Source organism: Roseibacillus persicicus, from assembly GCF_014651675.1.
Taxonomy (GTDB): Bacteria; Verrucomicrobiota; Verrucomicrobiia; order Verrucomicrobiales; family Akkermansiaceae; genus Roseibacillus; species Roseibacillus persicicus.
This window is the reverse complement of record NZ_BMXI01000017.1, coordinates 10,893-25,839: the sequence shown is the minus strand read 5'-3', so window position 1 is coordinate 25,839 and position 14,947 is coordinate 10,893. Positions and strand designations below refer to the sequence as shown.

The window sequence follows — 14,947 nt, the reverse complement described above, 5'->3', positions numbered from 1 at the left end:
ATTCACCCAGTTCTAGCTTTTGCTCTTTTCGAAAAGATGATTCAGTTTCCGTTATGATTTTTGGGATTGCATACACCAGCTTGGCTCTCACCAACTTTGATGATAAGTCGCTGCAAGAGCTATCCCAAGCCGCGGCCGAAAAGAACAAGAGCCTCGATATCACAGGTTACCTCTACTACGACAACCAGCTCTTTATGCAGTATCTCGAAGGCAGAAAAGAGGACGTCGAAGCCCTGATGACAGCCATCAAGGACGACCCCCGCCACCGGGTATTCGTGGCGGTTCCCTTGGCTCGAATCGAAAAACGTATCTTCCCCAATTGGTCCATGCGTTATCTGCCGGATGATTTGCCTTTTGACGAAAAAATCACCCTCGAAGACGAGTTGGCGCAAATTTTTGAGATGACAATGGAAAACAACCTGCATAGTGACGAGGTCGCCGAGGCCATTCTCAATGTCACCCAGCGTATCGCGACCCTGGCGTGACCTCTCTCCGGGCTTCACTCGCCCCTGATTCCGTCCATTTCCATGCCTTCTCTCAGAAAGACTGCCACAACGGTGGCTTCCCGCTTGATCGAATCCGGCTATGAAGCCCTCTTCGCGGGTGGTTGCGTGCGCGACCAGCTGCTCGGTATCGAGCCCAAGGATTACGACATCGCGACCTCTGCCACTCCGGAGGAGGTGGAAGCTCTTTTCAGCAAAACCAATGCGGTTGGCGCTCACTTCGGGGTCATCTTGGTAAAAAAGAAGGGCTATCACTTCGAGGTCGCCACCTTCCGTCATGACGGCTCCTACCACGATGGCCGCCGCCCGGAATCAGTCACCTTTACCAATGCGAAAGAGGACGCCCAACGCCGGGACTTCACCATCAATGGACTTTTCCAAAATCCCCTCACCGGAGAAATCCTCGACTATGTGGGTGGCCAGGAAGATCTCTCAAATGGAGTCCTGCGAGCCATCGGGAATCCCGCGCAACGATTTCAAGAGGACGCCTTGCGACTCCTGCGCGCGGTGCGCTTCGCGGTGAAGACGGGCTTCACCGTAGAGCCTGCAACCTGGCAGGCAATGAAGGACCATGCCGCCCTCCTCGACCAGATTTCTCCGGAACGAATCCGGGACGAATTCTCGCGCATCATCACGGACCCTCGCCGGGCCGAGGGCCTGCAACTGCTGTTGGATTCAGGGCTTTTGGAAAGATTTCTCCCCGAAGCCCTCCCCCTGGTCGGTTGCGAGCAGCCACCCCAGTGGCACCCCGAGGGCGATGTCTACACCCATACCAAGATCGCCCTCGACCTCCTGCCTGACGATGCGCCGCTGGAACTCTGCCTGGGCGTTCTCCTCCACGATATCGGCAAACCACCCACTTACACTTGGGACGAGGTCGACCAACGGATTCGCTTCTCCGGGCATGATGCGGTAGGAGCGGAGATGGCGGAGGAAATCCTGCGCCGACTACGCTATTCCAACGATACCATTGCCGATGTGCGGGAACTGGTCGCCCGTCACATGCAGTTCATGCACGTGCAGGATATGCGGGCGGCCAAGTTGAAGCGCTTTATGGCGCGACCGACTTTCCCGCTCGAACTCCAGCTTCACAAGGTCGACTGCGAATCCTCGAACGGCTTCACCGACAATTTCGACTTTCTCACCGCCAAAGTGGTCGAATTCGCCAACGAGCCGATCATCCCGAAACCTCTTGTGACGGGCAAAGACCTGATCGAACTGGGGCTGCAGCCCGGGCCTCAATTTCGCGAAATCTTGGAGGAAATCCAAACCCGCCAACTTGAGGGAGCTTTGACCACGCGCGAAGAGGCGCTGGAGCTTCTGCCCTCGTTGCGGGCCTCACAGGATGAGGAACCCGCATAAGTCCTTAGGGCTTTTTCCTTTGCCAAAAGGATATTAATTCGATACACGAAAAATCTAATGAAGATTAAGTTCCCTCCGTATCTTGCAGCATTCCTACTCGTTTCGAGCAATATCGGCGCGGTCACGGTCGGCACTCCCAGCGGGAGCCACAGCACGGATCCTCTCGATGGCTCTCCTTGGGACAACGTCTTGAACGTCTCAGGCACACAGGGTTCGGCCGTCTATCTGGGGGGAGGCTGGGTCCTGACCGCCAACCATGTTTTTGACGATTCCCCGAGCGCAACCTCTTCTTCGGTTATTTTCGAAGGCATCACCTACGACGCGGACCCTCTTCATATTTACGAGCTGGCCAATCCGATTTCTATTTCTTTGACGGGTGATCCTAATCCCGACCTCAGGCTCTATCGCCTCACCAACTCTCTGGGACTCCCCTCAGTCTCCCTCGGTTCAGTGAATGCCGGGACTGATGTAGTCATGACCGGTTTTGGAGGTGGCAAATCATGGGGAACCAACGAGGTGACCGCCACCGGCATTCCACTGGCGGTCAACGGCCGAGACACCCAGCTCTTTTTCACCGCCTACGACGACACCATGGCCGGGGAAGCGCAAGGACGGACCGGCGACTCGGGTGGAGCGACCTTTTACGAAGTCACCACCGGTCTTCCCAGTAGCCAGGGATGGTACTTGGGCGGCATCATGGTCGCAATCGGTGAAGTCTCCGGGGAAGATGGAACTTTTCACGCCGATATCGGCACCTATCGCAGCGACATCAACAACATCATCGCCACCAACGGGAGCGCCCCTCCCGTTGTCCCCGAGCCCACCACTTTCTGCTTGGCTGCTCTGGGATTGTGCGGAGTCTTGCGTCGGAAACGATAGCGCGCGACGATCGGGCGAATCCTCAATCCGCCTTGCAGCGCTTCAGCAGGTAGTGAAAGACCTCTCTCTCGCTCCCGCACTGGGAAGCTCCTGTCCCGACGACCACAGGTTGCTCATCAGGCCCGACCGAATCGCGCCCGTGGGATCCTTTCACCAAATCAGCATCAAGCGGAATGACATCTAACAAGCCGCGGATCCCAAGTTTCTTTTTGGCAAGAAATGCCGCGACCTTGAGCTGGGGAAATTTCAGCGCAGGATCGATGAATAGCTCTGCGGGATCATAGCCAGGCTTGCGGTGGATATCGATGGTGCGGGCAAAGTCCGGGGCCACCGCATCGTCTAACCAGTAGTAGTAGCTAAACCAAGAATCAGCCTCGGAGACTGCCACCAGGTCCCCTCCCCGTTCGCCGCCGACACCTTCCCAACCCTCGCGGATCTCTTCCACGCCATCGGTACTTTGCAAAAGCGTTCGCACCTCCTCCTTGAGCGACAGGTCATTCAAATAAATATGCGCCACCTGATGGTCCGCGACTGCGAAGACCTTGCTGGCACCGCAATCCAATTGCTCCAGTCCCAGCTCGTCTTTGATCGTAATCCATTCTTTCTCGCGAAAAATACGATTGAGATGAACCACACGGTCGACCTTGGAAATCCCGTATTCGGAAAGAACCACCACTTCAATTCCCCGCCCCTCCAGATAGGGAATCAAGTCGGCGAGAACATCGTCGATGGCCTTGATTTCCTGTACGGTCTCAGGGGCTCCAGGACCGAATTTCTGCAGGCTGTAGTCGAGGTGTGGCAAGTAGACGAGGTTCAGGTCCGGGCTCTCCCGCTTCTCAATCCACTTTGCTGAATTGGCAATCCACTTCGAGGAATCAATGCCGGCCCGCGGACCCCAGAAAGAGGGAAAAGGAAAGTCCCCCAGCTCTTTCTTCACCTCATCCCGCAAGGAAAGCGGATGCGCGTAAACATCAAAAAACTTCCGCCCATCGGCTGGATACATCGGACGCGGGGTCATGGAAAACTCCGCGCTGGAATACATGTTATACCACCAGAACCACTTGGCGCACCTAAAGCCCGGACGCTCGCGCCGCAGACGCTCCCAGAGCTTTTCCCCCTTAACGAGGTGGTTGCTTTGCTTCCAGAATTTAACTTCCGCAGCCTCGCGGTCATACCAGCCGTTGCCGACAATGCCATGCTCGCCCACCGCTAATCCGGTCAGATAGCTGGATTGAGCTGTGCAAGTGACCGCGGGAAAAGCAGGTTTGAAGGAACGACGTTCCCGTCCCTCTGCCCATTTCCGCAAAAACGGCATCTCAAGCAGCTCTCGCTCGCAGAGACCCACCACATTGAGGACCGCTAGACGCTTCATCGACAAATCTACACCAAGGCACAGGCTCGCTCGCGCAACTCGGCGATACAATCCTCCAAGACACCTTCATCCATCTCGTGAACTTCGATTCCTTCCCCCGGCTGCCGGAGGAGTAGAATCGTCAGCTGCCCGCCGAGGTGCTCACGGAATTCCTCCAGCCCGGCAAAAACTTCCCGGCGCCCGTCGGCTTGCCGGGCATCGAAAAAGTCGCTCCAGACCGGCAGCCCCATTCGCTCCAAGGTCTGCAAAATCCGCTCGCCATCCTCGGGCGACAGCAACTGCTTCTTGACCGAGTAAAGGCAATCCAGCGCCAGACCAACGGAGACCGCCCGCGCATGGCTCAACTGAAAATCGCTAATTTGCTCCAACTTGTGCGCTGCCCAGTGACCGAAGTCGAGGGGACGGCTGCTGCCGGACTCGAAGGGATCGCCCCCCTCCGCGATGTGGGTGGCATGGAGAACTGCCGAACGCTCCACAGCCTCTTCCAGAGCAGGCTTTTCAAGCGCGACCAATTCAGGCAAATGATCTTCGATCCAATTGAAAAATGACCCGTCTTTAACGAGCGCCACTTTCACGGCCTCCACAAGCCCATCCAAACGAACTTCCTCCGACTGGGTGTGCAGAAAAGCGAAGTCGTTGACCACCGCATATGGCACCGCAAAAGCCCCCATAAAGTTTTTCTTACCGTACTTATTAATCCCGGATTTCACCCCCACACCACTGTCATCCTGCGAAAGCGTGGTGGTCGGAAAGCGCACCAGCCGCACCCCACGGTGCACGGTTGCAGCCGCGAATCCGATGGCATCGAGAAACGCTCCTCCTCCGATGACAAAGACATAGGAGTGCCGGTCGATTCCCGCGGCGGCAATGGCATCACAGGCCTTCTGGTAAACCCGGTCGTCCACCTTGCAAGGCTCACCACCCGGCAGCTGCATGCCTCCCCGATCTTCCAAGGACGGAATACGAGCCAACTTGGCCGCCACCTTCTTGCTCAAATCGGGAAAAGCCTCCTTAAGCCCTTCCTCGACAAAGACAAATACCCTGCTGATCCGCCCCGAAGGCTCGGTCAACAACTCCGCCAAAACCTCACTTTCATCCCCAAAGACATCCCTCTCGAACACCACTCGGTGCTGAAAGGTCAGGGGAATATCAAAATCATACCTCATCGCGTGTTTGTAAATCTAGCCTCTCTTACGTGGTCTGACCAACGAATCTTAAGGCTGTTTTACTCCACTTTTTCCTCAAGGGGCCAAGGAAGGCGAGGGAGAAGGCACCGGCATCGGAGAGGCTGAAGTTGCAGCGCTACCAACCGCGACCACCACGAAGACGATATAGGCCACGATCACCAGAATCGACAGAATCGTCATGAGATACCCTAGAATCAAGCCAGCGGTCGCCATCCCTTCCCCCGTCTGGGGAGTCGGCGAATTGCGAAACTGCTTCCGGGCAATGTGGCCACAGATGATGGCTGGGATTCCGGTCAAAAAACCTCCGGTGCAGAAGACCACGCTCACAATTCCCAAAATCATACTCACCAGAGCCATCGTGTTCTGCTGCACGGGAGCAACCAATTGAGGAGAAGGCTGCACCATCCGGGTCGCAGGCTGCGGCTGGCTCGGAGAAGGCACAGACTCGGTTTCACCTGCCGGCGCAGCTTCAACCGTGGCAGCAGGGACCGGCTCGCGGAGCTCGAGAACCTCCCCCAGCGGAGTCCACTGCGCCATTCCCTCCCGCCAAACCAATGTCCCATTGGAAAGATCTCCACTCTTTAGCCGGGAACGCAGGTCATCGGCCTCGACTGGGCCGTGCTGCTCACCATTCTTTGCGTAAAACCACATGGCCACTCTTTGCCAGAAAGATCAGGGAAGATCCAGCCCCCATAATCGGCACCGGTAAGAGCCTCTTCCTGTTCAAAATCTCCACCCAACGCTACGAATCCAGCCCGATTGCGACCCCGACAGCCACCAGCATGACGAGCATCACCACTAGCACAATATAGCCGATGATGAGACCCGCCAGGGCCATCCCTTCGCCAGTCTGCATATTGCTCGAAGACTTGATCTGATTGCGCGCAATGTGGCCAAAGATGACTGCTGGTAGCGCCAGCACGAAGCCGATGCCACATACAAAGGTCAGAACGACCGAACAAATGGCTAGAATCATACTCGTGATCGCCATTCCGTTGCTAGTCGGCATCGAACCCGCCGCACCAGGAACGCCCTGAATATGCTGGGGAGGCGCGTAAGGTCCCGCGACTGCTTGAACCGGAGCCACAGTATGCGAATTGAGCTCGGGGACCTGCGACAAGGGCGTCCAATCCCCCATCCCCTCCCGCCAGACCAGGGTCGAACCGGAGAGCTCACCATTGCTCAGCCGCTTCTGAATTTGCTCGCTATCCTCAGGCCCCTGCTGCGTTCCGTTTGATTCGAAATACCACATTCTCCAGCAACCCTTTCACAACTCTCCACGAGCAGAAAATAGAAAGAGCGCCAGCCAACCGCTATTCGGCAAAATCCCACAAAAACACTGGGCAACTGATTAGGGAATCAGTCTCCTTTCCTCCCCTCGCAACCGAGCCAGCCTGCAAGTAGATAGTGTCGTCAAAGAGGATTGGCTGAGTGGCATGGCGTCCCTGCGGCAGAGGCTCCCAGGAAAACCACCTTTCACTTTCCAAATTGAGATACTCGACTTCCCGATAGGCTTCCTTGCGACTCGTTTCTCCGCCGATCACCACCACTTTCCCATTCATCTCCAAGGCCGAGGTCCCCGCTCGCGGGGTCGGCAAATCACCCTCGGGAGACGGCAAGGTCCGCCACTTTCCACTATTGAAATCAAAGACATCGACCTCCTTGACCACGGCGGCAAAGGTGTTCCCATTGACTCCGGAGCGCCTTCCGCCCGCCAAAACCAATTCATCCTCCACGAGCACAGCTTGGAAATGGTCACGGCAACGGGGAGCGTCGGGCAACTGCTGCCACTTGCCAGTCGCAAAATCATATTCATCGAACCAAGGCACCCACCCAGAACGATGGCCATCGGTCAACCCGCTCACCAAATAGAGCTTCCCTTCACGCAAAAAAGCCCCCGCCGATCCCCGGCGACGATCTGCGGGAATCTCCGGACCCCGGCTCCATTCGTCGCGCTCGGGGTGATAAAAGTAAATATGTTCAACCGGTGTCTCCCCGGGATAACGTCCCGTGAAAGCCCCCGCGACAACAACTTTTCCCTCCCACTCCAGCGCCTGAAAGTGGTGCAACTCCATCGGAGGCGCACTTGCTTGACTCCACGAATTTGTTAGAGGGTCAAAGACGTCCACCGGCTGAACACGCCGTCCTCCCAGAGCATAAAAGCGCTCACCCACTTTCACAAACGCATGCTCGTGCCGTGGTTGCGCCTTTCCCGAAACAGTTTCTGTCTGCCAAGAACGTTTAAGTCCAATTTGAGCGGCGAAAACTACTGAAAGCGAAAGCGGCAATCCGAGAATCAAAAATCGAGGGAATGAGGAAAACTTCATGGCAACGTGCGCACCGCAATTGATATCAAAGAGTTCCCCAGCTTCCAACCCCATAGCTTCCTATCCCAACCGCAACAACAGTCCCCCCAAAACACTCCCTGCCAAGAAGTCTACTACTAGCAGAAACCGCTTCCACCGAGGCCGCCTTTTCGTCGGCTTTTTGCCGAAAAATCGCTTTCCCAGCAACACGAGTAAAACGGCCCCCAAGGCCAGCAGCCCATCGAACAGAAGCAATGACCCAACACAGCCCGCTAGAAAAACGGTGGTTCGAGGGAAGCGCCAGGCCAACGCCCCGCTCACGAGCATCACCAGCCACCAGGGTTTCCATCCGCGCAGGGATGGCCCTCCCGGCCAGAGAGCCTTCATATTCGTGCGACGCGATTGGTAGCTCTCCCCGTTCACCTCCTCGCCAAGCGCGACGGCATTGAGAAAGGAATTCACCTCCTTCACCGCTGCCTCCACCCCTTCCCCTCCCATCGGGAAAAAGTGCGACCCTTCTAGGACCACCAAACGACTATTGCCGAGCAAACGATGATGCTCTTCCGCCACCCAAGCCGGCACCATGGGGTCATCCTCGCCATGCACAATCAGCACCGGCTTTTCCAATGATTCCATCAATCCTCGCATGGGCCGCATGTCGGCGTCTTGAAAATCCCGCACGAATGCCCGCCGCTTCATTCGGTCTCCCGCCAATCCAAAGTGTGGAACGACCTCAGGCAGAGCCACCACCGCTAGCTTCATCAAGAAATACTTCGCCTGCTCCACCGCATAGCTTCCACTGCCCTCCCCTTCCTGAATCCCAATCGCCCCCAACAAGCCCAAGGACCTAACCGAATCAGGATGGCGCCGGGCCAACTCCAGAACTACCCCTCCGCCATAGGACCAGCCCATCGCGTCCACCTCGGGGATTTCCAGCGCCGCCATCAAAGTTGCGATCGCCTCCGCATCCGCGATGAAGGAGTAGTCGTCCACATCCTTCGTCGATTGCCCGAAACCCCATCGGTCCGGTGCGATCACCCAACGCTCCTTGGCGAGTTCTCGCGCGAAGACCTCGAAGTCCGACCCTCCGCCCCCGGGACTACCATGGGAAAGGATGAGCGGCACCCCCACGCGTTCTCCCCATTCCGAATAGGCGATGACAAGACCGTCCTCGGTCACAACCCGATGGGCAGGCTCCTCTTCTGGCCCTTTTTTGGAAAAGAAGACAACCAGATGCGACGCCAGCAAGAGCACCAGATAGCCCGCAACCAGCTTTCTCCAATGCTGCTTCCAAAACGATGGGCTCTTGCTTTCCACTCTTAAAAAGTCCCAGCAATCGGAAAAAACACAAGTGCCAAGACCCGCGCCCCCTCCCTACGGTGGACATCGGGAAAGCAATCGCTAAACTGCCGCCATCGACCCCGCCGAACTCAAGACCGAACTCACCGCCAAAGCCCTGGAACTCGGCTTTGCCGATCTGCGGGTGGCACCTGCCCAGCGGGCCCGCCACGCCGACGCTTTTCAAGATTGGATCAAGGACGGAAAGCATGGCGATATGACTTGGCTGGAGCGCGACCCCGAGCGCCGCTCCGACCCGCGCATCGTCCTGCCGGGCTGCCAATCGGTGGTGGTGATGGCCTTCAATTATCACACCGGTCCACACCCACCCGCCAACTACCGCATCGCCTCCTATTCCTGGAATCGGGACTACCACGATTTCATTACCCCCAAGTTGCGCGATCTCAACCTCTTTCTCGAACAACACGGAGGAACCCAAAGATTCTACACCGATACCGGACCGGTTCTCGAGCGCGACTTTGCCAACGAGGCAGGCTTGGGATGGAACGGCAAGTCGACCGTGCAAATCCATCGCGGGCTCGGCTCCTGGTTCTTCCTCGCCGACTTTCTAACAACCCTCGCTCTCCCCGTCGACCAACCCGAGAACGACCGCTGCGGCAAGTGCACCGCCTGCATCGATGCCTGTCCCACCCGGGCCATCACCTCGCCCCACTCCATGGATGCCCGTCGATGCATCTCCTACCTCACCATCGAGCACAAGGGACCCATTCCCCTCGAGCTACGCCCTCTGATGGGCGACCGCATCTATGGCTGCGACGACTGCCTGGCAATTTGCCCGTGGAACCGCTTTGCGAAAGTCTCGCAAGAGACCCGCCTGCACGCCCGCGAGACCATCTTCGACCACAGCCTGCGCGACTTTCTCGCCCTTACCGATCAGGAGTTCCGCACCCTCTTCAGCAAGTCCCCCATCAAGCGTTCCAAGCGCCCGCGCTTCCTGCGCAACGTGTGTGTCGCGCTGGGAAATACCGGCAATCATGACGACCTGCCAGCCCTGCGCACTGCGGCGCAGGACCCCGATCCCCTCATCGCCGAACACGCCGAGTGGGCCATGGCCGAAATCCTCCGCAGAGAAGCTCCCCAACCCGACTAGGGCAAGAGATCGAACCTCAAGCGATAGAATCGTCGAAGCTCACTTTCGCTCTCTGGCACCGCAAATCGAATGGTCGCCGTGCCATCTCCATTGTTCTCATTTCCCGTCATCACGTAGGCTGAGTCAACCGCATCCCAGTCTAACAGTTCATCAGACACTTGCAGTTCCCAAGTTAAATCTCCCGCCAGAAGATTGAGCTCGAACTCCAGTTCCAAGACACCTTCAGCTGAACTCACAAGCTGGAAAGGCGCGGCATTTCGAACGGCGTCGCTAGACCCAAAGCCATATTCCAAAAGCGCATTCAGCCCATCTCCATCCAAGTCCTCTTCAGGATTTCCGACGAACTGAAGCAGCTCGGGACCTCCCGGGCTTCCCCCCGGCGCGCTACTAGCGACCCAATTCCCAGGCAGGCCATGGTCCGGCAAGGAGATGGGGTCTAACAGCACGAGGCTCGGACCATTGCCATCCGGCTCAAGGGGCCAGGGCGAAGCGTCATCATACTCGAATTCCTGAATCGCGATTCCCGCTCCGAAGGTCAGCTTCACGTTCTCGCCCCCATTATCCAACTTCCCATCCTCGAACTCTCCCGCCACCGGCAACCCTGTCCCATAGCGCATCTCGAAGGCCGCGAGGTCATTCACCACCAAAACATATTGCCCCGGATCAAGAGAGGTAATCGCAGAGTTGAAAAAGTTAAAGTCCACCCCCTTGGTGAGCCGAACATCATTTAAGTCCAGCGTCTGGTTCCCCACATTCTGGATTTCGATATACTCAAAAAGGTCATCGTCATCGAAGCCATTGAGAATCTCCGCCGCAGTCGGTGACGCGGGATGATACATCAGCTCGCTAATGACCAAAGACCCCTGCCATAGACTGGCATCAGCCGCTCCCGCTTCGAACTCGTAAGGCGCCGACCAATGAGACCAACGCCCCGACTGGTCCTGATGCCGCACCCGGGCCCGATAGAGCCTCCCCTCGCGAGTAGCAATCGCAGGAACCGCGATTTCCGGTTGAAAGGTCGCCAAGGCCCCGGACTCCCAAGTGGCGTTCCACTCATGAAGAGGGTCTTGCGAGACTGGGGGCGCATCCACCAACGACAGCTCGAAACCAATGTCACTGCTGTTTCCCGTACGCTGATGAATCTCGACCGCCAAAGTGTTCAGCCCTTCGTTGAATAGGAAGTTGGGAAGAGTCGCTACCAAGGGAGTATTGCCATCGTTCGCGGCATTTCCCGTCGCAAAGGTCAGATAATTGACCCCACTGGTTGGCATGTTGCTGGTGTAGACTTGGGATCCATTCAGATGCACCACCACCCCGTCATCACGATACACCGTCATCACCAGACTCCCTAGCGAAGCGACATCGTTGAGGGTGAAGGTTTTTCGGAAATAGGTGGTGGGATACTTGTTGCTGGCATCCGGACCATAGCTCACGACCGTGGCCTCATCTCCATCGCCATAACCCAACGGAGCCACCCCCGATGCCCAGGACGAGTCGTCAAAGGAAACCTCCTGCCAAGCCGTGCCTTGATTAGAACCATTGTCCAAATACTTCCATGTGGATCCGAACGGAATGATGGCGACCTCCGCTTCCGCAGGCGGAGCCACCTCCGCCACCCTCCACTCGATCGCGCCAAAGGTCTCGTCCCCGTCGGGGTCGGAGAAGTCGCTGGACTCAAAAGCCAGCTCGCCCGTGGGATGCTCGGAGGGCCCCACATACGTAATCTGAGGAGTGACCGGGATTTGGGAATCCTCGGCGAGATTCGTCAACCACTGGGCCCGGCCTCCGGCCAAAGAGTTCCCCATGTAGAGGTCCTCCACGAAGGCGAGGTTCTTCATAGTGGCCACCTGACTTTCCAGCGGCCCGATATCCTCGTTTCCAGTGGCAGCCGGCCCCTGGTCCCACCGGTCGCGATCCGCCAGCGAGAACTCTGCTATGTGAGCAGCGACTTGATCGATTACTCCATTCACCGTCTCGGGCTGCCAGAGGAGGTCGCGCACTTCGCGGATGGTGTTGCGATACTCTAACATGAATGCCGGCCGCTCGGGATGGTTCTCTCCATCACTCCCATTCAGCCCCGTGATTTCTTGAATCGCCTCCTTCGGCAAGTCGATCCCCACCACCCGGCCGCGATATCCAGTCCCGGAAGCATAAGAGGGATCATTCCACTGCGAGTCATTGGTTCCTCTCTTCCACGTTGCATCCGTGTCGTGGGGAATGATCGACATTTTCCCCAAGGGATTTCCCGGGTCGGGCTTGAAATACCAGATTCGATTTTTCCAGATGTTGGGCGCAAAGTCGTAGTGACGAAACCCCTCACCCAACGCAGCGTAGAGATACCAGGAATCCCAATCCACGTGGTCGCGCAACCACTGGTCGGACTGGGTCGGCGGTCCTAGATTTTCTCGAATATTTAGAAAGTCGCTCCCGTTCGTCACCGCATCGCGCGCCTGATACTTCTGCAGCTCGAGCGGGCTGCTTTCCCCATCCTTCAGCTTATAGATATTTCCTTTCGCCAAATTCCGGGAATCCACAAAACGAGCGTCGACATCCTCGAAGATCATGGAAAGACCATAGAAGTCCCCCTGATATTGATTCGCCTGCTCCTGCACATCATCGATGACCCGGAAGTGAACATGCTGAAAGTCCGGAGCCACCACCCCGGCGAGATTCCACAGCCGCGAGGAAACCAGCTCCCGCATTCCGTGATTGGCTCCTTCGGTGAAGCGGGACATCTTGCTTGTATTCATCGAGCGCCACTTTTCCGGATAGGGCTCCCCCGTCGGGTCCAGCGCTTGAAAGTAATTGCCACGCTGAAAGCGAAAGCGCATCGACCGGCGCCCATTGCCCCCCGCATACCGATCGTTGCGTTGGCGCAGACGATACTCCACATGGTCATACACCTTGTCCCCATAGACAAAGGCGCCTTCCCAGTTGAACTTTGAGCGGGAGTTGGAATCCGTGCTTACTCGATCCGACGAATCATAAGCCCAGCACTCCGCAAAGTCATCGCCATCGGTGATCAGGTGATAGACCGGCAGACTGGTCAACATCGCCGAGGGATACGTGTGGCCTGGTCCCCCGGGATGAACCGAGTTGAGCCCTGCAGTGTAATCCGGAACCCCATCGTAGGAAAAGTAGGCGAAGTTAAGAGACGGATCATCCTCATAGGGCACCCGGACCGAGTTCTCGAGCTCGTCCTCTGCCTCGATTCGATAGCGCACCAGGGTTCGGTGCGGCTGTGCCGGAATCGTGGCCTGATAGTAGTCCGGATTCATTGGATCCGGGTTCATTGTTAGAGAAACCCAATTCGCGGGATCCTCAAAGGCGGGATTGGCCGGCAAAGGCGTCGAAGGGGCGCTGTTGACGGTCGAAATCGACAAGGGGTTGAAGGCGGGGATATACTGCCCTGGCGCGTTGATTTGGTAGAACAAGGTCATGGAGGCAACCCCGTCGGGATCACTCACTTTGACGGAGATGGTCGTGCTTTCGGAGGAAGTCGGTTGGGCGGGAAAGTGCTCGACCTGCCGCATCTGTGGCGGTGCGTTGCTTGCGAACTTGGGGTTCTGAATCCCCGGACTCGGGAGCCCCGCCCGCCAGCTTCCACCCAAATCATTATCGAGGGTTCCATTGATCAACTGCATCGACATCCCCTCCCCGTTGGCTGCAATGGGCCAGGGAAATTCCGCTTTGTAGTCCACCTCATCCACAACCGCAGTCGTCGCATCCCGCAACACCAGCGTCTCCCCATCATTGCTCAACGAGCCCTGATATTGGAAAACCTGAGGAAGATTCGAGTAAGCCCCGGCAATAAAATCCGCATCCTCCGCCAGAATCAAATACTCGGCCTCGTCCAAGACCGTTCCTTGCGGAAAAATAAAATCCACCCCTTCGGTAAAGCGGTAGCCGCTCAGGTCGAGAGCCCCCGGTCCAGTATTGAGAATCTCGATGAACTCCACGAAGTCGGTCTTGGGATCCGGATCGTAATGAACCTCGTTGATCACCAGCCCCACATTCAAGGGCTCCGTCACCGGGGGAGGCACGACCTCGTTGGCACTGAAACCACTGAGCCCATTCAGATAAAGAGTGCTCACCTCGGCCGAAGTCAAAGGCTCTTCCCACACCGAAAGGTCATCCACCATTCCGTCCAGATTGCGGCCGTTGCAGCACGCGTCATCCCCCACCCGCCAATCCACATTACTGGTGATGGTCTGCAGGTCGACTGGCACCGCCGAACCCGAGGGCGATCCGTTGATGTAGAATCTCTGGGTCCCCGCGACATTGTCCCAGACCCACGCGACGTGAAACCACTCCCCGGTGCCTGCCATCGTCCCCTCCAAGGTGTCGAGCGATTGGCTATCGACTCGCCCGTCGAGGTGACTGTTCTCATGCCCGATGCCGTAGTTGTCGCCCCCATTCACCCCACGCGTCATGATCAACCCACGATATCCCGTGCTGCCATCCGGCTTGAACCAAACCGAAATCGTCATGCCCTCGGGTGCTCCATTGAGCTCCGGAAAGCCGGGAAGCGTGAAGTAATTCTGATGCGAACCCACCCCGGGAAAACGAGCCGCGCCGCCAATCTGACCGCCTCCCGGATTCCAGTCCGGGGTCCCCAAAGTCCCCGGAATCCAACTCCCGTCCCGCCCCGCGACAAAATCCTCGGCAGAACTCCCCGAAGCCTCGTCAAAGCGATAGAGCGCGATCAAATCAGCCTGCAAAGCCGAGGGTGCGAACAGGGCACCCAATGAGAAGATCAGGGTCGGTATTTTGAGGGGTATTTTCACAAAGACGGGTTTCAGGTTGAGCCGAGAAAAGCGCGCACTAGGCGAACGCTCTGAACAAGTAACGTCGTCTCCCCGGGCAAAACTCCCCGATTTCTCCCCCTA

The 14,947-nt window shown here is 57.2% G+C and carries 11 protein-coding genes; 4 read left to right on the top strand and 7 right to left on the bottom strand.

The annotated features are described in order from the left end of the window. Nucleotides 1-53: 53 nt before the first annotated feature. From IE099_RS17305 to IE099_RS17295, 3 genes are read left to right on the top strand one after another with little or no spacing between them, the layout of a single operon-like run. Nucleotides 54-485 carry a BLUF domain-containing protein gene (locus tag IE099_RS17305; RefSeq protein ID WP_189572783.1) on the top strand — a complete coding sequence of 144 codons (432 nt, stop codon included), beginning with the start codon at nt 54-56 and terminating at the stop codon, nt 483-485. 42 nt (nt 486-527) lie between these two features. Next, nucleotides 528-1,865, top strand: a complete 1,338-nt coding sequence (locus tag IE099_RS17300) for a CCA tRNA nucleotidyltransferase (protein WP_189572781.1) — start codon at nt 528-530, stop codon at nt 1,863-1,865. Between the two features lie 57 nt (nt 1,866-1,922). After that, nucleotides 1,923-2,744, top strand: coding sequence for a trypsin-like peptidase domain-containing protein (locus IE099_RS17295; protein ID WP_189572778.1), 822 nt, complete (start codon nt 1,923-1,925; stop codon nt 2,742-2,744). Between the two features lie 22 nt (nt 2,745-2,766). Here the strand turns inward: IE099_RS17295 and IE099_RS17290 are convergent, their stop codons facing one another. From IE099_RS17290 to IE099_RS17265, 6 genes are all read right to left on the bottom strand, one after another. Beyond that, nucleotides 2,767-4,116, bottom strand: coding sequence for an alkaline phosphatase family protein (locus tag IE099_RS17290; RefSeq protein WP_189572775.1), 1,350 nt, complete (start codon nt 4,114-4,116; stop codon nt 2,767-2,769). An 8-nt stretch (nt 4,117-4,124) separates the two neighbouring features. After that, the gene (locus IE099_RS17285) at nt 4,125-5,282 is read right to left on the bottom strand and encodes a 3-dehydroquinate synthase (RefSeq protein WP_189572772.1); all 1,158 of its coding nucleotides are present in this window, start codon (nt 5,280-5,282) and stop codon (nt 4,125-4,127) included. A gap of 75 nt (nt 5,283-5,357) precedes the next feature. Beyond that, complete coding sequence (locus tag IE099_RS17280; protein ID WP_189572770.1) at nt 5,358-5,954, bottom strand: DUF4190 domain-containing protein; 597 nt, start codon at nt 5,952-5,954, stop codon at nt 5,358-5,360. Nucleotides 5,955-6,045: 91 nt separating this feature from the next. Continuing rightward, nucleotides 6,046-6,555, bottom strand: coding sequence for a GYF domain-containing protein (locus IE099_RS17275; RefSeq protein WP_189572768.1), 510 nt, complete (start codon nt 6,553-6,555; stop codon nt 6,046-6,048). A 61-nt stretch (nt 6,556-6,616) separates the two neighbouring features. Further along, nucleotides 6,617-7,630 carry a Kelch repeat-containing protein gene (locus tag IE099_RS17270; protein WP_446695019.1) on the bottom strand — a complete coding sequence of 338 codons (1,014 nt, stop codon included), beginning with the start codon at nt 7,628-7,630 and terminating at the stop codon, nt 6,617-6,619. Between the two features lie 60 nt (nt 7,631-7,690). Beyond that, nucleotides 7,691-8,926 (bottom strand): alpha/beta fold hydrolase, encoded by a 1,236-nt coding sequence (locus IE099_RS17265; RefSeq protein ID WP_189572764.1) that lies wholly within the window; start codon nt 8,924-8,926, stop codon nt 7,691-7,693. Nucleotides 8,927-9,023: 97 nt separating this feature from the next. Here IE099_RS17265 and queG point away from each other — a divergent pair, with 97 nt between their 5' ends. Beyond that, complete coding sequence (gene queG / locus IE099_RS17260; protein WP_189573057.1) at nt 9,024-10,058, top strand: tRNA epoxyqueuosine(34) reductase QueG; 1,035 nt, start codon at nt 9,024-9,026, stop codon at nt 10,056-10,058. Here the strand turns inward: queG and IE099_RS17255 are convergent. Then, complete coding sequence (locus tag IE099_RS17255; protein ID WP_189572762.1) at nt 10,055-14,845, bottom strand: lamin tail domain-containing protein; 4,791 nt, start codon at nt 14,843-14,845, stop codon at nt 10,055-10,057. The genes queG and IE099_RS17255 overlap by 4 nt on opposite strands. Nucleotides 14,846-14,947 lie beyond the last annotated feature (102 nt).

What these genes read in the sequence shown, in the direction of transcription:
- IE099_RS17280 (WP_189572770.1), bottom strand. Translation starts at nt 5,954, where the DNA reads ATGTGGTTTTACGCAAAGAATGGTGAGCAGCACGGCCCAGTCGAGGCC.
- IE099_RS17290 (WP_189572775.1), bottom strand. Translation starts at nt 4,116, where the DNA reads ATGAAGCGTCTAGCGGTCCTCAATGTGGTGGGTCTCTGCGAGCGAGAG.
- IE099_RS17305 (WP_189572783.1), top strand. Translation starts at nt 54, where the DNA reads ATGATTTTTGGGATTGCATACACCAGCTTGGCTCTCACCAACTTTGAT.
- IE099_RS17300 (WP_189572781.1), top strand. Translation starts at nt 528, where the DNA reads ATGCCTTCTCTCAGAAAGACTGCCACAACGGTGGCTTCCCGCTTGATC.
- IE099_RS17275 (WP_189572768.1), bottom strand. Translation starts at nt 6,555, where the DNA reads ATGTGGTATTTCGAATCAAACGGAACGCAGCAGGGGCCTGAGGATAGC.
- IE099_RS17295 (WP_189572778.1), top strand. Translation starts at nt 1,923, where the DNA reads ATGAAGATTAAGTTCCCTCCGTATCTTGCAGCATTCCTACTCGTTTCG.
- IE099_RS17270 (WP_446695019.1), bottom strand. Translation starts at nt 7,630, where the DNA reads ATGAAGTTTTCCTCATTCCCTCGATTTTTGATTCTCGGATTGCCGCTT.
- IE099_RS17285 (WP_189572772.1), bottom strand. Translation starts at nt 5,282, where the DNA reads ATGAGGTATGATTTTGATATTCCCCTGACCTTTCAGCACCGAGTGGTG.